At 48.6% G+C, this 19445-nt stretch carries 20 protein-coding genes; 18 read left to right on the forward strand and 2 right to left on the reverse strand.

The annotated features are described in order from the left end of the window. From QP775_RS14170 to QP775_RS14255, 18 genes are all read left to right on the forward strand, one after another. Positions 1-1209, forward strand: coding sequence for a glycosyltransferase (locus tag QP775_RS14170; protein ID WP_285106904.1), 1209 nt, complete (start codon positions 1-3; stop codon positions 1207-1209). After that, positions 1206-2432, forward strand: coding sequence for a glycosyltransferase (locus QP775_RS14175; protein ID WP_285106907.1), 1227 nt, complete (start codon positions 1206-1208; stop codon positions 2430-2432). Before QP775_RS14170 ends, QP775_RS14175 begins: the two co-directional genes overlap by 4 nt. Beyond that, positions 2429-3469 (forward strand): NAD-dependent epimerase/dehydratase family protein, encoded by a 1041-nt coding sequence (locus tag QP775_RS14180; protein ID WP_239330133.1) that lies wholly within the window; start codon positions 2429-2431, stop codon positions 3467-3469. The genes QP775_RS14175 and QP775_RS14180 overlap by 4 nt, the downstream gene beginning before the upstream one ends. Further along, complete coding sequence (locus QP775_RS14185; RefSeq protein WP_285106909.1) at positions 3456-4712, forward strand: glycosyltransferase family 4 protein; 1257 nt, start codon at positions 3456-3458, stop codon at positions 4710-4712. Before QP775_RS14180 ends, QP775_RS14185 begins: the two co-directional genes overlap by 14 nt. Continuing rightward, entirely contained in the window at positions 4709-5644 is a 936-nt protein-coding gene (locus tag QP775_RS14190) for an NAD-dependent epimerase/dehydratase family protein (protein ID WP_239330129.1), read from the forward strand. The genes QP775_RS14185 and QP775_RS14190 overlap by 4 nt, the downstream gene beginning before the upstream one ends. Before the next feature lie 87 nt (positions 5645-5731). Further along, a complete protein-coding gene (galU, locus tag QP775_RS14195) occupies positions 5732-6682 on the forward strand; it encodes a UTP--glucose-1-phosphate uridylyltransferase GalU (RefSeq protein WP_239330127.1) in 951 nt (316 codons plus the stop codon). Continuing rightward, positions 6679-8022 carry a UDP-glucose dehydrogenase family protein gene (locus QP775_RS14200; RefSeq protein WP_285106912.1) on the forward strand — a complete coding sequence of 448 codons (1344 nt, stop codon included), beginning with the start codon at positions 6679-6681 and terminating at the stop codon, positions 8020-8022. Before galU ends, QP775_RS14200 begins: the two co-directional genes overlap by 4 nt. A 30-nt stretch (positions 8023-8052) precedes the next feature. Continuing rightward, positions 8053-8724: an acetyltransferase gene (locus tag QP775_RS14205; protein ID WP_285106914.1), complete on the forward strand. Its 672-nt coding sequence runs from the start codon at positions 8053-8055 to the stop codon at positions 8722-8724. A 9-nt stretch (positions 8725-8733) separates the two neighbouring features. Next, entirely contained in the window at positions 8734-9888 is a 1155-nt protein-coding gene (locus tag QP775_RS14210; RefSeq protein ID WP_239330121.1) for a DegT/DnrJ/EryC1/StrS family aminotransferase, read from the forward strand. Then, entirely contained in the window at positions 9889-10125 is a 237-nt protein-coding gene (locus QP775_RS14215) for a hypothetical protein (protein ID WP_239330119.1), read from the forward strand. Beyond that, entirely contained in the window at positions 10125-10733 is a 609-nt protein-coding gene (locus tag QP775_RS14220; protein WP_285107293.1) for a sugar transferase, read from the forward strand. Before QP775_RS14215 ends, QP775_RS14220 begins: the two co-directional genes overlap by 1 nt. A 62-nt stretch (positions 10734-10795) precedes the next feature. Then, positions 10796-11545, forward strand: a complete 750-nt coding sequence (locus QP775_RS14225; protein ID WP_239330115.1) for a methionyl-tRNA formyltransferase — start codon at positions 10796-10798, stop codon at positions 11543-11545. A 56-nt stretch (positions 11546-11601) separates the two neighbouring features. Beyond that, positions 11602-12714, forward strand: a complete 1113-nt coding sequence (locus QP775_RS14230; protein WP_239330113.1) for a lipid II:glycine glycyltransferase FemX — start codon at positions 11602-11604, stop codon at positions 12712-12714. A gap of 221 nt (positions 12715-12935) precedes the next feature. Continuing rightward, positions 12936-14717, forward strand: a complete 1782-nt coding sequence (locus tag QP775_RS14235) for a glycosyl hydrolase family 28-related protein (protein ID WP_285106919.1) — start codon at positions 12936-12938, stop codon at positions 14715-14717. A 96-nt stretch (positions 14718-14813) separates the two neighbouring features. Further along, positions 14814-15362 carry a dTDP-4-dehydrorhamnose 3,5-epimerase gene (gene rfbC, locus QP775_RS14240; RefSeq protein ID WP_285106921.1) on the forward strand — a complete coding sequence of 183 codons (549 nt, stop codon included), beginning with the start codon at positions 14814-14816 and terminating at the stop codon, positions 15360-15362. A gap of 15 nt (positions 15363-15377) precedes the next feature. Then, complete coding sequence (gene rfbD, locus QP775_RS14245; RefSeq protein ID WP_239330107.1) at positions 15378-16253, forward strand: dTDP-4-dehydrorhamnose reductase; 876 nt, start codon at positions 15378-15380, stop codon at positions 16251-16253. A gap of 162 nt (positions 16254-16415) precedes the next feature. Continuing rightward, complete coding sequence (locus QP775_RS14250; RefSeq protein ID WP_285106923.1) at positions 16416-17408, forward strand: LCP family glycopolymer transferase; 993 nt, start codon at positions 16416-16418, stop codon at positions 17406-17408. Between the two features lie 83 nt (positions 17409-17491). After that, on the forward strand, positions 17492-17743 hold the full coding sequence (locus QP775_RS14255) for a hypothetical protein (RefSeq protein ID WP_239330103.1): 252 nt from the start codon (positions 17492-17494) through the stop codon (positions 17741-17743). 160 nt (positions 17744-17903) lie between these two features. Here QP775_RS14255 and QP775_RS14260 read toward each other — a convergent pair whose 3' ends face one another. Continuing rightward, entirely contained in the window at positions 17904-18359 is a 456-nt protein-coding gene (locus tag QP775_RS14260; RefSeq protein ID WP_285106925.1) for a bactofilin family protein, read from the reverse strand. A gap of 53 nt (positions 18360-18412) precedes the next feature. Beyond that, positions 18413-19438: a M23 family metallopeptidase gene (locus tag QP775_RS14265; RefSeq protein ID WP_285106927.1), complete on the reverse strand. Its 1026-nt coding sequence runs from the start codon at positions 19436-19438 to the stop codon at positions 18413-18415. Between the last annotated feature and the right edge of the window lie 7 nt (positions 19439-19445).

Genomic DNA, 19445 nt, shown 5'->3' on the forward strand with positions numbered 1-19445 from the left:
GTGACAAAATTGAAGCAACAGGAGATGCGCAAGCCTCGTATAGCCGTCTTGATCACATCTATGGCTGGCGGTGGAGCGGAAAGAGCTGTGACGATGCTCCTCAACAGCTTGGACAAAGAGAAGTACGAGCTTCATCTGATCGTCAATCGTTTCGAAGGTCCATATTGTGCGCAAGTACCGCCTTATGTACAGGTGACGGAGATGCGGGCACCTAGGCTAAGACTTGCCTTGCCGCGCCTGATCCGGTCGCTGCACAAGGTTGAACCAGACGTTGTCATTGCGAACCTGTGGGAGAACAACGTGATGGCTGTTGCTGCGAAGCGTTGGTGCAAGAGGCCTTACGCGGTTATCGTGTGCGAGCATAGCGCGATCAGCCGTAAGCGACCACCCGGTACCAATTCGCTGCGCCGCCTGTGCTATAAGCGGGCAGACGCTGTTGTCGGCTGCTCTGCGGCGATGGGCGATGAGATTCATCGTTTGCTTCGTATCCCTCAAGACCGTATTAGGGTCATTTACAACGCGGTTATCGATCAAGGATTTAATGATCGCAAAGATGAAGAGTGTCGTCATCCTTGGTTTTGTGACGAGAAAAGCAGCGCTTCTGCTGTAGAATCTGGATCAGCAGCACCGATTATTGTAAGTCTCGGCAGGCTGTCTCCTGAGAAGCGCTATGACTTAGTCATCGAAGCGGCGGCCCGCCTGCGACGATCTGGACTGCCTATCCGTGTCATTCTGATCGGTGAAGGAGCTGACAGAACGCGGCTAGAACACATTCGTTCTGAGCTTGGAGCGGATCAATATGTAGATCTTCCTGGTTACACGGCTAACCCGCTGCCTTATTTGAAGCGTGCGGACCTCTATGTACAAAGTTCTGACGTGGAAGGTCTGCCAACCGCATTAATTGAAGCGATCGCTTGTGGTACGCCAGTAGTCGCTACTTTAACAGCAACAGGAACTACGGAAGTACTCGCTGGTGTCAAGGGTGCTGTAACCGTACCATGCGGTGATGTGGAGGCCATGACACAGGCAATCTGGCAGCAATTGCAGGCTTTGCGCATAGACGCAGCTGCCACAAGTCTAGAGCCGGATCTGAGGTTCACGGCGGAACATGCGTCAGGCCAATATGAAGCATTAATCGATGAGTTGTTGGCGAGTGACGGCCATGGAATCCAGCACTGTGAACAAGAGAGGAGAGGCGCGACAGGATGAAATTTGTATTTGCTTATGATGTACAAGTGGAACAGACACATGGCTCAAATGAGGTTTACCATAACTACTTTGATTACAACGTATGGAAGCGCTATTTGCAGGCTTGTTCAGAATTAACGGTAGTTACTCGTATCATTGAGCTCGGACCAGGACAACAGCCTGTCAACCGCAAGTTGTCGAGCGGTCCCAACGTAACATTCCAAGCTGTACCCAATTTGAGTAATCCAATCGCTCAATTAACGAACCGCAAGCAAGCCCGAGCTATTATTCAACAGCAGCTTGAGGGGGCGGATGCACTGATCGCACGCTTGCCAAGTGAGATTGGAGCAGAAGCGATTCGTGTTGCGAATCGGATGGGCAAACCATGGGCAGTAGAGGTAGTTGGTCATGCCTGGGATGCGCTGTGGAACTATGGCACTTGGCAGGGCAAAGTATATGCCCCTATCATGACACTGCGTACGAAACGGCTGGTCAAACAAGCTTCTTATGCACTATATGTGACACGGTCGTTTTTACAAGGACATTATCCTACAAAAGGTCGTACGATTCATTGCTCCAACGTAGAAGTCGGTTCCGCACCGAGAGAGGTGCTTCGTGATCGACTGGAGCGAATAAAGCAACGGTATACGGCATCGGGGGAAGCAGCTGAACTGCGTATTGGTCTGGTTGGATCGCTTGCTTCCAAGTACAAGGGTGTAGATATAGCTATTCAAGCTATTGCGCAATTAAAAGACTTAAATGTATCTTTTCACGTATTGGGCGAAGGAGATCAATCGAGGTGGCGTCGCTATGCAGATCAGCTAGGCGTGTCAGATCGTATAGTGTTCCATGACCCGGTTCCGAGCGGGACAGAAGTACAGAAGTGGCTGGATAAGCTCGATATGTACATGCAGCCAAGCTTTCAGGAAGGCCTGCCACGAGCATTGATTGAAGCGATGAGCAGAGCGCTGCCAAGCATAGGCTCGACAGCAGGGGGGATACCCGAATTGCTGCCGGAACAGTGGATTACGCCTAAAGGAAACTGGGCAGAGCTCGCCGATAAGATCCGTTTGTTGGCCGCAAGTCCAGAGCTCATGCAGGAGGCTGCCGTGAAGAATTATGAGGAAGCCGGACAATATTCGAATGAGGTATTAAACGCGCGACGTACTGCATTTTGGGAATCGTTTGCTCAAGATGTTCGTCAACAATCGCGTATATCCGTTGCAAAGTTGGTGGAAGGATGAAGATTTGGATAACAGGAGCTGCAGGGTTCATTGGTTCTTACACCGCGGACAGATGTTTGCGTGAAGGCCATCAGGTTACGGGAATTGACTGTATAAATGATTATTATGATGTTCAATTGAAGGAAATGCGACTTGCCGAACTTGTAAGTAAATACCCTTCATTTTCATTTCATCGCATGCAGTTGGAAAATGCATCCGAGATTATGGCGCTAATGGAAAATACGAAGCCGGATGTTGTTATTCATTTAGCAGCGCAAGCGGGTGTTCGTTACAGTCTCATTAACCCTCATGCATACATCCAGTCCAACGTTGTAGCGACTGTTAATATGTTGGAAGCATGCAGAACACATGAGGTGAAGCATTTGCTGTACGCTTCCTCAAGCTCGGTGTACGGGGCGAACAAGAAGGTGCCATTTTCGGTTGAGGACAGAGTGGATCGGCCCGTAAGCTTATATGCGGCAACTAAAAAGTCAAATGAGCTGATGGCCTATACCTATAGTCATTTATACGATCTGCCGACAACAGGACTTCGATTCTTTACAGTATACGGACCATGTGGAAGACCGGATATGGCTTATTTTTCATTTGCTGAGCGGATGATGTCTGGGCAGCCGATTGATGTATTTAACAACGGTGAGATGATGAGAGACTTCACTTATATCGATGACATTGTAGAGGGAATTATGCGACTAGTTCCCAAAGCGCCGGTTCGTGATGGCGAAGAACCCCCGTATCGCGTATACAACATTGGCAATAACCAGCCGGTGAAGCTGATGACGTTTATTCGTTTGCTTGAACAGAATCTAGGTGTCCAAGCTAATATTCGAATGAAAGAAATGCAGCCTGGAGATGTAGAAGTTACCTACGCCGATATTGACGCGCTTCAACGGGATATCGACTATAGACCTGTGACTTCAATTGAAGAAGGGCTAAGAAAGTTCTGTGAATGGTATATACCTTACCGGGAAGCAAGGGAGAGGGGAACGGAGCAGTCATCCGTGTCGGTCGCAGAGGTGATGGGCTATGCCGGCAAGTAAACGAGCACAAGAAGCTGAATATACACAAAAGAGACGTATCCTGCTGGCTGTTACCGTGCAGGAGAGCGTCTCTTTTTTTGAGCAGCAGATTCAATATCTTCGTGACCGCCAGTATGAGGTGACCGTTGTATGCAGCAGTCGACCTGCTGATGAAGCGTTGGAAGGCGCTGCATTTAGGGAGCTCCGGATGAATAGGGAGATGTCTCCGCTGGAGGATATAAAAAGCTTATGGAAGGCGATTAAGCTCATTCGTGACATCAAGCCGGACATCGTCAACGCAGGTACGCCAAAGGCTGGGCTTATCGTTGGCCTCGCGGCGCGTATATGCGGTGTGCCGACGAGGGTGTATACGTGTCACGGGCTGCGGCTTGAGACATTGTCCGGTTGGAAGAGACGCTTGCTAACTTGGACCGAGCGTATTGCCGCTGCTAATGCGCATGAAGTTATAGCGGTAAGCGATAGCCTTAGGCGTAAATTGGCATCGCTTCGTATATGTGCTGCAAGAAAGGTAACTGTCCCTCACAACGGCAGCTGCAAAGGCATCATGGCTGAACGTTATGAGGTAACACCTGATTTAGCTGCTAAAGCCGAGGAGCTTCGACTTCGACTGGGCGTACCGCGTGAGGCGACATTGTTTGGTTTTGTCGGCCGCATGACAAGGGATAAGGGTGTGGACACACTCGTCGAAGCGTTCCAACTGGCTAAGGCTCAACTGCCGAATGTTCGACTTCTGCTTGTCGGTGCGAGAGAACAAGCAGACCCGATCACGGAACTGACAAAGCAAACGATTGAGGCAGATTCACATATTATCGAGGCTGGCTATCAACATGAATTGCCCCTCTATTATGCAGCATTGGATTGTCTGGTACTGCCTTCATATCGGGAAGGACTTGGCAATGTAGTGCTGGAAGCGTCTGCCGCAGGCAAGCCTGTGATCGTCGCGCGGTCTACCGGATTGATGGATACCGTTATTGATGGTCAAACCGGACTCATGATTGAAGCTGGAGATGCGTCTGGCTTATGCGCACAGATGAAATATATTGCTCTGCATAGGGAAGAAGGGAAGAAGCTTGGAGACAACGGCAAACGTCGTGTTGTCCGCGACTTTCACCCCTACGATGTGATTCAAGCTTTTGGGCAAGTGTACGAGCGCTTGTATTTAAGGTCTGGTGCTTCTAATACTTCGACTACTGTAAGCGGTGAAGCTTACAACAAGCCAAAACAACGGGAGGAAACCCTATGAAAGTTGTCGTTACAGGGGGAGCTGGATTTATTGGCTCGCATGTTGTTGATCAACTGATCGCAGCACGCCATCAGGTTGCTATTGTGGATGACGGCAGTTCAGGGGACTGGCGCCATACGCCAGATTCAGCGGTCAGATATTCAATGTCAATCACCTCGCCGCAGTTAATGACGGTATTCGAGCGAGAACAGCCGGAGGCAGTCATTCATCTTGCTGCCCAAATCGATGTCCAGCGCTCACAGCAAGATATGAGATTTGACGCGGATGTCAACATCTTGGGCTCACTCCAAGTCCTTGATTGCTGTGCAAAGTACGGAGTCAGCAAAATAGTCTATTCATCCTCAGCCGCTGTATACGGCAATCCGCATTATTTGGCCGTAGACGAGCAGCACCCCATCCTGCCGATGTCTGCATACGGTGTGTCCAAATATACACCTGAACACTATATCCGCTTAAAGCACGAGCAGTGCCCTAGCTTAAGCTATACGATACTGCGGTATGCCAACGTCTATGGGGAGCGTCAAATTCCGAAGGGCGAAGGTGGAGTGGTCTCCATCTTTGTTGACAATATGTTGAGCAATCGGTCGTCCGTTATTTATGGAGACGGCACACAAACACGCGACTTTGTTCATGTCAAAGATGTAGCGCGTGCCAATCTGCTTGCGCTTGAAGCAGGTGGAAACCATACGGTGAACATCAGCACTTGTCAGCCAACGAGTGTGTCCGACTTGTATGGATACCTTCAGAACATAACAGGGGCAGCTGCTCCCGTGTTCGGCCAGCAGCGTCCAGGTGACATCGAGCACAGCTATTTAAGCAATACCCAGGCGAGAGAACGCCTTGGCTGGGAGCCGAGTATTGATCTGAACAGCGGATTGACTGCGGCGTATGCATATGCGAAGGAAACGATGACAGCACAGGTGACAGAGTGACAACAGGGCTTGGCAATGAGATGTGATGTCCTCACAGGACGATAGTTAGAGAGCACTACACGTAGAATTACAGACGGAGGCGTTAAAATGACGATACGCAAAGCGATAATACCGGCTGCAGGTCTAGGCACACGCTTCTTGCCAGCCACCAAGGCTCAGCCTAAGGAAATGCTCCCCATCGTGGATAAACCGGCCATTCAATATATTGTGGAGGAAGCGATAGCCTCCGGCATTGAAGATATTTTAATTATAAGTGGACGCGGCAAACGTGCAATTGAGGATCATTTCGATAAATCGTTCGAATTGGAAGAAAGCTTGGCTGCTGCTGGGAAGTATGAAGCATTAGCGGAAATACGCGGCATCTCGAATTTGGCGAACATTCACTATATTCGTCAGCAGGAACCAAAGGGGCTCGGCCATGCTATCTTATGCGCACGCTCGTTTATCGGCAATGAGCCATTTGCAGTGCTGCTTGGTGATGATATTGTGCAGTCGCAAGTTCCATGTACGAAACAATTAATCGACGTATACGATCGTTATCACAGTTCGGTTGTCGGTGTACAGTGGGTGCCTGATGCGGACGTTAACAAGTACGGCATTATTGAGCCTTATGACAACCCTGGCGAAGGAAACGTGCTTAATACGCGATCTCTCATCGAGAAGCCGCAGCCAGGGCAGGTAGATTCGAACTTTGCTATTATGGGCAGATATGTGCTGAGACCGGAAATATTTGAAGCTTTGGAAACACAGGCTCCAGGAGCTGGTGGTGAAATTCAACTAACGGATGCAATACGCCGTCTCAATGAACACCAAGCTGTGCTTGCTTACCAATTTGCAGGAATTCGTTATGACGTCGGGGACAAATTGGGCTTCTTGAAGGCGACGATCGATTTCTCGCTGCAGCGGGATGAGCTTAGAGACGCGATGATTGCTTATCTGGGCGATACGCTTGAGCGTATTACCGTTTCTTCCTTTATTCCGACAGAGGTTCAAGAGGTTCAGGTTCCTTCAGCCGCAGCAGGAGGAACAAGCAGATGAGTGAACGCAAAATTGCAGTTATTGGCACCGGGTATGTTGGACTTGTCTCGGGAACCAGCTTTGCACATGCCGGGCATGACGTCACATGCTGCGATGTGGACCATGGCAAGATTGAGCGCCTTCGTCAGGCTGATATTACTATATATGAGCCGGGATTAGATGTGCTTGTAAGCGAAAATATGCGACAGGGCAGACTTCACTTTACGACAAATATTGAAGAAGCCGTGCAGCAATCTGAATTTATCTTTATTGCAGTTGGAACACCTATGTCGGAATCCGGCGAAGCGGATATGACTTATATTCAGAGTGCCGCCCGCATGATTGGCAAAGCGATCAATGCATATAAAATTGTAGTCACCAAAAGTACGGTACCCGTAGGTACGGGGCGGAAGCTGGAGCAGTGGATTCGGGAAGAAGCTCCTCATGCGCGCTTTGATGTCGTATCCAATCCGGAGTTTCTTCGTGAGGGTTCGGCGGTCTATGACTCTTTAAACATGGAGCGTGTAGTCATTGGCGCAACACAGCCGTCAGCGGCTGATGCGGTGGCTGAAATATATGAACCCTTTGGCTCTGTGATGGTGAAGACAACGCTGGAGAGCGCGGAAATGATTAAGTATGCTTCCAACACGTTTCTAGCGACTAAAATATCGTTTATTAACGCGATAGCCAACCTGTGCGAGTGCTTGGGGGCGGATGTGGAAGAGGTTGCACACGGCATGGGGCTTGATGGCCGGATTGGACATCGGTTTCTGCAAGCAGGCATCGGGTATGGCGGCTCCTGCTTCCCAAAAGATACTTATGCGCTTCAGTACATGGCCCGTGAGCAAGGGTACGACTTCTCGTTGTTGGATGCCGTAATTGAGACGAATGAACGGCAGCGACTTCTGGTCATCGAGAAGCTGACCAAGGCTTTAGGTGATGTTGAGGGGAAGCGAATCGCCGTGTTAGGACTATCGTTTAAGCCCAATACAGACGACATGCGTGATGCGCCTTCTTTAACGGTCGTTCCGATCATGACTCGACTTGGGGCAAACGTCAGGGTGTATGATCCGATTGCAGCTGAAGAAGCACGCAAGCACCTTGGTGATTCCGTTACCTATTGTGAATCGGTATACGAAGCAGTGGAGCAGTGCGACGCGTGTATCGTGTTGACGGAGTGGGAGACGATTGTCAAGGCAGATTGGCAGATGATCAGGAGCGCAATGGCAGCTCCCATCCTTATCGACGGTCGCAATTGCTGGCCTTTGGAAGACATGCATAAGTCAGGTTTCTATTATGACTCTATTGGGCGCCAGCTTATTCCATCCTTTGCTCAAGAGAAAGTCCAGGTGACGATGTAAACGATACTGAAATAAGAAGGAACAATCAATATGAACCCATTAATCATTATAGGTGCCGGCGGCCAAGGCAGGGAAGTCGCGCAGTGCGTCCAGGATATTAATCGTATCCAGGATACCTGGAAGCTGATCGGTTATGTCGACGATAACGAGGACATACACGGGATGAAGCTAAACGATATTCCGGTGTTGGGCTCGCTGAAATGGTTAACCAAAGAGGCCATTCGCGATGTCTATGTCGTATGCGCCATCGGCAGTTCTTTCGTACGGAGAAGCACGCTTGATCGCATTGAACGAACAGGATTGGCTCCCCGCTATGCCACGATTATTCATCCAACCTCCGTTATAGCAGAGGATGCGGATATTAGCGAAGGAGCAATCGTATGCGCGCATACGATTGTATCGACAAACGTGAAGCTGGATAAACACGTCATTATCAACTATGGTGCCTCGATCGGGCATGACTCTACGTTAAGGACTTGTGTAACGATACTGCCAGGTGCACGGATCTCAGGTCATGTATTGTTAGAAAGCGGATGTGATATCGGCTCCAATGCTGTAGTGATTCCGATGAACACGATAGGCGAGAACACAATCGTTGGCGCAGGCGCAGTCGTCACACGTTCTCTGCCACCTTTCTGTACGGCTGTTGGTGTTCCTGCCAAGCCAATCAAGTATCATAACATCATTCATAACAGTAGGTAGGTGCAAGTGATGAATCAAGAACGAATTTATTTATCCCCGCCGCATATGGGCGGGGAGGAACAGCTGTATGTGGCCTCTGTATTCGACAGCAACTGGATTGCACCGCTTGGGCCTATGGTGGACCAATTTGAACGTGAATTAGCCAGCAAGGCAGGCTGTGCGGGTGCAGTAGCTTTAAGCTCCGGCACCGCTGCTATTCATCTTGCTTTGCGGCTGCTCGACATCGGTCCAGGAGATCGAGTATTTTGCTCGACTCTGACGTTTGTAGCAAGTGCAAATCCGATCTTGTATGTCGGGGCTGAACCGGTATTTATTGACTCGGAGCCTGATACTTGGAACATGTCGCCTCAAGCATTGGAACGTGCATTCGAAGATGCCGCACGGAGAGGAAAACTGCCACGAGCTGTGGTGGTCGTTCACTTGTACGGGCAAAATGCGGATATGGACCCGATCGTTGCCGTCTGCGAGCGATATGGCGTACCCATTGTTGAGGATGCCGCTGAATCGCTCGGCGCAACATACAAACATACGATGAGCGGCGCGATAGGCAAGTTCGGTATCTACTCTTTTAATGGAAACAAAATTATTACGACTTCGGGTGGCGGAGCGTTACTATCAAATGATCTGCCGGCATTGGAGAAAGCGCGTTATTGGGCGACCCAAGCACGAGATGCTGCAAGACATTATGAGCATTCTGTCATGGGATACAATTATCGACTTAGCAATGTGCTGGCGGCAATTGGAGTAGGACAACTGGCTGTACTATCGCAGAAAGTGGAGGCAAGAAGGCAAATATTTGCTCGGTATGAAGCGCATTTATCGCCTATGGAAGGTATCGTTATGATGCCAGAAGCAGCATTCGGCATGTCTACGAGATGGTTGACAGCCTTGACCTTGGAACCAGACGTGTATGGAATAACCGCCCATGAAGTGGTGGATCATATGGCACAGCTAAATATCGAATGCCGGCCGGTATGGAAGCCGATGCATTTGCAGCCGTTGTTCAAAGGCACGGACTATTATGAGCATGAGGAAGGTACAAGTGTCAGCGATCGACTCTTTAGACATGGCATATGTTTACCTTCAGGTTCTAACTTGACGGAGAGCCAGCAAGAACGAGTAATCGAGGGCATACAGTCGATGTTATATGCACTGGCGAGGTAGATGAGGACAGAGACAACGTCTAGCGTTTGCGATGCCAAGCGGTTGGAAGCTGGCCAATCGGTAGAACTTGGAGAGCATGCGCAAGCTTGTCATGACGGGCGATATACAGCCATAACCAACGAGTTGGCGTTATTTGTCCAACGAATGGAGCAAGTGAAAGCAGAGGATGTTACAGTACACTCGGCAATTGAACAAATGAAACATATTCTGTGCAAATATATGGGTAATGTGGGGTAATAGAGATGAAAAGGTGCTTTGATATCACGGTAGCATCGATCTTACTGTTGTTGTTAAGTCCAATTATGCTGTTAACGGCCTTATTTGTACGGATTCGAATTGGAAACCCAATCTGGTTTCTCCAAGAACGTCCTGGCAAAGAGATGAAGTCATTCCATTTATACAAATTTCGTACGATGACGGATGCCAGAGACTCAAACGGGGATCTTCTTCCTGATGAGAGTCGGCTCACAAAGGCAGGAATCTGCCTGCGCCGCCTTAGTCTGGATGAGCTGCCGCAGCTTATTAATGTGCTGAAAGGTGATATGAGTCTGGTCGGGCCTCGTCCTCTGCTTGTCAGATATAATCCCTATTATACATCTAAAGAATTAACTCGCTTTAAAGTGAGGCCCGGAATAACAGGCCTTGCCCAAATTTCAGGTAGGAATATGCTCTCGTGGGAAGAGCGATTTGAATTGGATGCTCATTACGTCGAACATTGGAGCTTCCTTGTTGATATCCGTATCTTATGGCTGACTGTCATTCATGTTTTTGCACGTAAGGATGTGGCTATTTATCCGAGTCAGGCTGTGATGGATCTAGATAAAGAACGGCAGATGTTGATGTAGTTGACGGTGGATAGAAGGAGGCGGAGGGAACCTGCAAGAAGCCTAGAAGGAGGGGAAGGATGATGAATCTAATCTTATTGGGTAGTATGGGCATCGCTATTGAGTGCCTCGAATGGCTGCTGACACGTCCTGACTTCCGGATTGCAGGTGTCGTATGTTCCCGCGAACCGATGTCGGCTTGGAGGAAGACGATACAGGATCGCAACATGTTGGAAGTGGCAGAGGAAAGAGGAATCCCTATACTTGATATGGACGATCTGCAGCATGTGCAGGCTGACATTGGCGTAAGTGTGCGCTTCCATAAGGTGCTAAGGCGATCACATCTGAATCGATTCAAGCTTGGTGTCATCAATTTGCACGGTGCACCACTACCTGAGATGAGGGGGTCTATGTGTGATGCCGCAGCTATTATGGAAGGGCGTAAAGAATATGGCACAAGCTTGCATTGGATGAATGAACGAGTTGATGCGGGAGATATCATTGATGTAAAGAGATTTCCTATTGAGCCACAGCATACAGTTTACGATTTATTTGAGAGTTGCAACCGGATCGGCTTGGAATTAATGAAGCAGTACCTCCCTCAGATTGCTGCAGGTAAGGCGGTGTCCACACCTCAGGACATTATGGCGGCCGAGATGGGTATCACACCTCAGACTTATAAGGTTGAGGATGTCAAAGCTTGCAAAGAAATTAAGCTGGGTACGCGGTCGGACCAGATCTGGAATGTGGCGCGAGCGTTCCAATTTCCAGGGCATGAGCCGGCGTACATCCGTTCCGGCTCGGGCAAGATCTATGTATCAATACAGGGATAAGAGCATTGCTTGATGGCATGCCGAGTCAGGCAGCATTATGTGGAGGGTGGAGCTTCATGGAAGCAGTCGTTGTATATAACTTGGAACAGGATAAGGAATGGAATGAATTGATCCGTGCGATACCAGAAGCAGATATTTACTTTACTGCTGATTATTGCCGCATTTACGAAGAGAACCGCGAAGGAAAAGCGCAGTTGTTCGTATATCGTGAAGGGGATGGCTATATTTGCTACCCCTTCCTTTTAAGAGATGCATCTCGGCAGCCTGGTTTCACGGAATTACATAATGGAGAGCCTGTGTATGATATTACGACCCCATACGGATACGGTGGGCCCATAAGCAATGTGGATGACCCTGCAAAACGTGAAGCGATGTTTCGTCGCTTTGAGCAGGAGTTTGATGAGTATTGCAAGACAGAGCGTATAGTAACGGAGTTTGTACGTTTTCATCCGCTGTTGAACAACGCTCAGTACTATCAGGATTGCAATCCAGAGTACGTGCGCAATACGATATTCATAGATTTGACGATGGACGAACAAAGTATTATGCGCCAATACTCACGCGATAACCGCAATCGCATTCGGCGGGCAGAACGTGAAGGGCTGGTGGTGAAACTCACTCCTTTATCCGAACTCGATGATTTGTTAAGGCTATACTATTCGACGATGTGCAAGAAACAAGCCAATTCCTATTATTATTTTAAAAAAGATTTCTTTGAGAATACCGTCGGTTATTTGCGGGAAAATATTAAACTACTGCAAGTTATTCGCAATGATCAGGTCATTACGTCATGTTTGTTTATGCATTATGGTGATTATGCGCATTATCATTTGATGGGATCGGACAACGAGCATTTGAAATGCGCGCCTGTAAATCTGCTTATTCATAAAGCCGCGATGTGGGCCAAGTCAATTGGCTGCAAAGTATTGCACCTTGGGGGCGGGTACTCAGGGAATGATAATTTATATCGGTTCAAACGAAGCTTTAATGAGCATCAGGCAGCTGATTTCTACGTAGGTAAGCGGATTCGAAATGAGGAGTTATATAATTTATCGATTCAGTGCCTAGGGATAGGACTGCTGCAAGAAAAGTATTTTCCCATTTACCGCAATCCCGAAGTGATGAATTCAATAGGTAAACTAGTCGAACAAGCCGCTGCGTTTATGTAACGGCTTGTTGTCGTTGTATAAAAATACGAAATATTAGTTGTCAGACTAAGCAACTTTACGTGGGAAATCATAGTATATGTTACGATTGCTCCTACTTGCTCAATTTATCGATAGGGGGGATCATACTTTGAAAGAAGGTGAGAGCATTGCGAAAAGAGAGGACGAAGATTCCGTATCTGGGAAGGTGGCTGCTAATTGTCTGTGTGATGTTAAGCGTCTTCATGCTGCAAGTGAACGACTTCCCTCCGATGAAAGCATCTGCATTAGATGCGCCTAAGCCGCAAGGAATTAGTATCAAAGCGTTTGGCGCCGTCGGAAATGGCATCAAGGATGATACAAAAGCACTTATCAAGGCAAGCAATCTATTGACAGGCACGATCTATTTTCCAACCGGAACCTATGTGTTAAACGACAACTTGATTTTTAACTCCAACCTTACGCTTGCATTTGGCGAGAATGCTAAAATACAAGTCGCTTCAGGGAAAAATTTATATATTAACGGAAAAATTGTTGCGGGGCTGTATAAAATATTCGGTGGTCAAGGGAACGTAGCAGGGACTGCTGCAATTAAAACCGTATATCCCGAATGGTTCGGAGCGCTTGGTAATTCGGTTCAGGATGACCGCCCATATATTCAGGCTGCTGTTAATTATGCTTCTCAATTAACGACCAATGCTGCCGTTCATTTTTCCGCGGGACGCACATATATATTAGGGACGATGACTATACCGGGCCAGACCTTTATCCAAATGCCGCAAAAGGTATCGCTTGCCGGCACTGGTACGCTTAAAATCGCAAATAAAATAGGGGTATACAACAACGTATTCGAATTTAAACTGCCAGTCAAAAACCTGTCGATTACTGATTTTACGATTGATTCCAATTCAATAAACAATCCGATTTCCTCTAAACCAACCGATTCTTATAACGCACGCCGCGAGATTATGATGTATACCGGAAGCGGCGTTAAGATCGCTAATATTACGGTGAAGAACAGTCTAGCGATTCATTCGATTATGGCGAATGTAGTGGCGAATATGACGATTACGGGCAATAAATTTTTGAACATGGGATCTGGAGCGACGTTCTTCTATGACACTTCGTGTATGTATTTAGTAGGAAATAACGTCCTTGTGTCAGGTAATTTCATCGAAGCGGGCGGTCCTGGAGCGAACACTGCCATTGAGATTCACGGTTCGACCAAGAGCGTGCTGAACAATACGATCAGCAAATACCGGACGGGTATCATTTACGGTCCTACTGACAATCCTGCGTATGAAAATAAGGACAATTTAATTGCAGGCAACCGGATTCAGAAAGCCGTCTTTGGTATGAGTCTATGGGCTTCAATTGACCATGTAGGTACGTTAACCATTAAGAACAACAACATTTTGGTAAATGCACGGGGCGGTGGGTTTTTACCGACAAATGCGGCAGCAGCAGGGATTCAATTTTACAACAAAGGCAATTACTCCTGGACCGGCCTTTCCATTCTGAATAACTTTATTGACTTCGAAAATCCGGGTGGAGGTTATATGACCTTATCCCCGAACGCAGCGGGTATTGATCTCACGTTGTTCAGCACAACAGCCAACATCACGGATATGCTGATTCGGGGCAATATGATTCGTAATTCGTACAGCAACGGTATCACCTGGGATGTGCATGGCGTATTAACAGACGTAACCGTGGAGAAAAACACGGTCGTTAATGCGGGTTCCTTGTATAGCGGCAAGGATGGCAACAGCGCAGGTATTGCGCTGCTTGAAAATCGTTTGTTCCGAAATGTAATCATTCAGGATAACTCGATCGAGGATAACCGCACTCCATCCAAAATGTATACAGGTATGCTCCTGAGAAGTATTGGACCTTTGGATAATGCGAGCACACAACTGTATTGGATCAACAACTCCATTGTATCGGCTTCTCCGATGTTAAGCGGCAGCTTGATTATTAGTGAGGGAAATACACCTGTAATTATTCAAACACCTTTCTACCCTTAATTCAGCAAGCGCATAAAAGGGGCAGGATGAATGCCCCTTTTATTGTTGTCTCATACTTAAGCAAGACCTACATCGGGATGAGCAGGGGGCAAAGTGATGAAGGTGACGCATACGACGCTGAATGACGTCTGGATTCTGGAACCGACCGTTCATGTAGATGATAGAGGCTTCTTTATGGAAAGCTATCATAGCAGCAGATTGCATGACTTAGGCATCGACATTACATTTGTTCAGGATAACCATTCGTTATCTGTTGTTCAAGGCACGCTCAGGGGACTGCACTACCAGTTGGCCCCTAAAGCGCAGACTAAGCTGGTACGTGTACTGGCGGGCGAAATATGGGATGTGGCGGTGGATATCCGGCCCCATTCATCTCAATTCGGGCAGTGGACCGGCGTAAAGCTGAGTGCTGAGAACAAACTCCAATTGCTTATACCGGCAGGTTTTGCTCATGGCTTCTGTACGCTAACCCCGCATGCCGAGGTATTGTATAAAGTAGACAATTATTATTCACCCGAACTTGATCGAGGAATACGCTGGAACGACTCGACGTTGAATATTCCATGGCCTTCGTCCTCACCTATCCTTTCGGACAAAGATGAGCGGCTGCCCTTACTCGTAGATGCAGAACTACCGGGTGACTAAAAGGGAGGGCGACTGATGATACGGAAAATACAACCGATTCTCATTACTGGCGCAGATGGGCAGCTTGGCAGGGATATACAAGCCGCATTGGATCAACGCGGCATTCCTTACGTGGCATGTGGCAGGAAGCAACTGGATGTCACCGATGTGGTAGCTGTTATGCAATGGATGCGCCATGAACAGCCAGGAGCGGTCATCCATGCAGCAGCCTACACGAAGGTGGATGAGGCAGAAAGCGAGTCAGATACGGCTTTCCGGATTAACGCCTATGGAACACGGAATATAGCTGCTGCCGCACAAGCAGTCGGCTCCAAGCTGATGTATGTCAGCACAGATTATGTCTTCGACGGGCGGTCCTTGAAACCGTACGATGAATTTGCCCGCCCGCGTCCAATCAATGTATACGGGGCATCCAAATGGCAGGGAGAGCAGTTTATTAAGCAGCTTCATCAGCGCGCTTTTGTCGTACGTACCTCTTGGGTATTTGGTAGACACGGGCATAATTTCGTGAAATCGATGATGAGGCTGGCTCGCGAGCAGTCTGAGCTGCAGGTCGTTCACGATCAGTTTGGTTGCCCAACATATACGGTTGATCTCGCGGAGACGATTGTGAATCTGCTTCAATCGGATTTGTATGGTACTTATCATGTAACAAACGCGGGTCCCTGCTCTTGGTACGACTTTGCGAGCGCCATTATGAAGGAGACGGGGATGCAGGTGCCAGTGCGGCCTGTGCCAACCTCACAATTTCCAAGGCCTGCCCGTAGACCGTCCTACTCCGTAATGGACGGGAGGGCGCTGCGGTTGAACGGATTCCAGCCGCTGCGGCACTGGCAGCAAGCGCTGCAGAATTGCGTGCAAGAGCTAAGGCAGGATGGCCTATGCGAATAAGATGGGCTATACGAATAAAAGTCTATGCAGGTTAAGCTATGAGTAGAGCGTTCTTAACGGAACCAGCTAAGCGGATGTGGATTACAGTAAAGATGCGTTATCAATTAGATTAGCGCTGTCTCGGGGATGGTACCAAGCTGACATGCGCTCTGGAGTGATCCGATGATAAAAATATGGAACCGTTGGCGACCTTGGCATAAGGTCGTCTTTATTGTGATGACGGCACTTCTGCTAGTGACCGCAGCGGTAGGTGGAACGTTATGGTACAAGCTGAGGAGCACGGCTAATGCGATGTATGAGCCATTGCCGCCGAGAAAGCTTGTCCCGTTAAACATGACCAAAGTCCATAGCGGTAATAAGTCTGCTGACAAGCCTGTGGACACGTCCCCCTTATTGACAGACCCAAGCTTAAATGAAGGTCAGCCGTTTACGGTCCTTATTTTGGGGGTGGATGAAAGGAAGGGGGACGTCGGAAGGTCGGACAGCATGGCGATTGCTGTCATAAATCCGAAGTCAGGTAGGGTGACGATGGTGAACATTCCGCGCGACACGCTGACGAAGATTGTCGGTCGAAATAAAGAGGACAAGATTAATCATGCCTACGCGTTTGGCGGTGTGGCGATGTCAGTGGCGTCTGTTGAGGAGATGTTCCAGATCCCGATCCATTATTATGTAAAGACAAATATGGAAGGCTTTCAGACGATGATTGATACGATAGGTGGGGTAGAAGTAAAGAATCAATTTCCGTTTGAACTGGATGGGGTTCACTTTGCGCAGGGCGACCTGCATTTGGCTGGATATGAGGCTTTGGCTTATGTACGGATGCGCAAGCAGGACCCGAACGGGGACTTCGGTCGTATGGACCGTCAGCGAGAAGTGCTGCAATCGGTCTTAAAGCGTGCGGCATCTCTCCAAGGGATGACACACTGGACAGCTTTACTCGACACGATGAAAAATTACATCAAAACGAATTTTCGATTTGAAGATTGGCAAAATGTTATGGTGCACTATATGTCAACTTTGAAAGAGGTCGAAAAAATAGCGGTTCAAGGTCGGAGCGCTAGAATCAACGGTATCTATTACTGGCTGGTGGATGATCAAGAGAGAGTGCGAATTCACGAACTGCTTCGTAACAAATTGGAGCAATCTGCTTGACAAGGAGCTCGTTATAACGTACATTATTGATACGAAATGTAGCAAATGGAAAAGTTTACACTTTTCCCAACAGGAGGGTTGCCTTGTACATGGAGACCTTGGATACGTCACACCATCTGTCGCAGAAGCCGGTGTACTGCCTCGGCTGTCGCGAGCCTGTATCGGCAGAACGAAGCACCATGCAATTCCGCACGGGATTCTTCCGCGGGCATATTCCATTAGGTGCATGCAGCACCTGTGTCCGTGAGCACAAGATGCTCGGCATCCTATGGACGGCCATGGCAACAGGCACTCCTTATGATTGCTTGATTCAGCACGAACGCTTGTCTTATTAATCTGGTCTTTCTATTGAATTGAGCAGTTTCTGCCACTGCTCAACTATCCATCCACGCTGTGGCAGAACGTGCTGAGCAAGCACTGAGCAAGCACAGCACAAAGCAGCACCCCCTAATCGGTATTCCTACCTCCTCTATATGGAACAAGAAGCAAGGGGGATTAACCCGCTTGCTTCTCGTTCACTTTGTGATCTGGATTGGGCTTCCCCTCCGCATTAACTTTGCTTGTTGGCTTCTGCTTGTTGTCCCCAGCCTGCTCCAGCCGCTCCATTTGACTGCTTCCGTTAAGAATACCGCCCTCCTGAATGACAAGCCACTGTGATTCGCAATTACCAGACACGATTCCCGACGGGGTGATTGTGATCTTGCCGCTGCTCTTTAGCTCCCCGAATACTTTACCCGCAATAATGATTTGCTGCGCCTCGATATTGGAATGCGCCTCTCCCTTTTCCCCAATGACAACGATGCCATTACTTCTGATTTCCCCTTTAAACGCGCCGTCAATACGTAGATTAGAAGGGGAGTGAATAATTCCTTCCATTTCCGTACCGTAGCTGATCAAAGTGTCTGTAGATGGAATGGAGCGTGTGCTTGCAGATTTGGATTTACCTAACATGATAAGCTCACCTCGATTACATATTTTGAAGGATACATACAGCTCAACTTGCTTTAATAGGTGTCCTTGCCGCCTGCTGCCACTTGGGTATGGCTGTGCTGCATATACGGAGAGGGATCAATAGGCGCACCTTGCTGGACCACTTGAAAATGTAAATGGGGCCCTGTGCTGCGCCCAGTGTTGCCTACTTTGCCGATCAGGTCGCCCTTTGACACGTTATCACCGGGTTGGATGGAAAGCCTGCTCAAATGCATATACCACGTCTCCAGGTTGTTGACATGTCGAATGATGATGTAGTTGCCGCGAGCGTGATTAAACTCTGCTGCGATAACCTGTCCATCTGCTGCTGCGTATACCGGATCGCCCACCTCGCCGCCGATGTCTATGCCCGCATGAAAGGCAGCACGTCCAGTCATCGGATCTTGACGGTATCCGAAGCTGGAAGTGAGGCGGCGTGACGTCGTCGGCCAGATGGACGGTGTGCCGGCTATCGTCGTTTGCTTCTGAATCGCCTGATTCAGGGTTGCGGGAGCAGATTGTGCCACCGTGTTCAGCATCTGCTGGACCTGCTTCAGCTCAAAGCTGGATTGACGGGCAAGCTGAATCAGTTCATCCGTGTCGGCGTACCATGCTTCGCCGCCAACTTGCTCAGTCTCCGTCCACGATGTTCGTGACAAGGACAGCTTAGGGGGCTTGGCAGCGGATTCGGAGCCCAGATGAGATTCCACGAAGTTCTCGAGTCTGTTCTCCAGATCACTCATTTGCTGTACGCGATGTTTGACGTCCTTTGCTTCAGCGGACAGACGGACGATTTCATTTTGCAGCCTGCGGATGGCTTCATCTTTATCTTTGACTGTGACATCGAGCGCTAGAGACTGACTGCTAAGCTGTCCTTTAAGCGTATTAATCTCTTTGGCAGAAGTGAACTGCATAGTGAGGATAAGACCAGAGATCGACATCAAGGCCGCAATCGGTACGGATACGATCAGCATCTTCGGGACATTGACTTGCTTGACTGCTTGCTCTGCATCTCTTATAACGAGCAATGTCATCGAATCGTTGAACCATCGCCGCTTCATAACATCA

The organism is Paenibacillus sp. UMB4589-SE434, from assembly GCF_030226685.1.
Lineage (GTDB): Bacteria > Bacillota > Bacilli > Paenibacillales > Paenibacillaceae > Paenibacillus_B.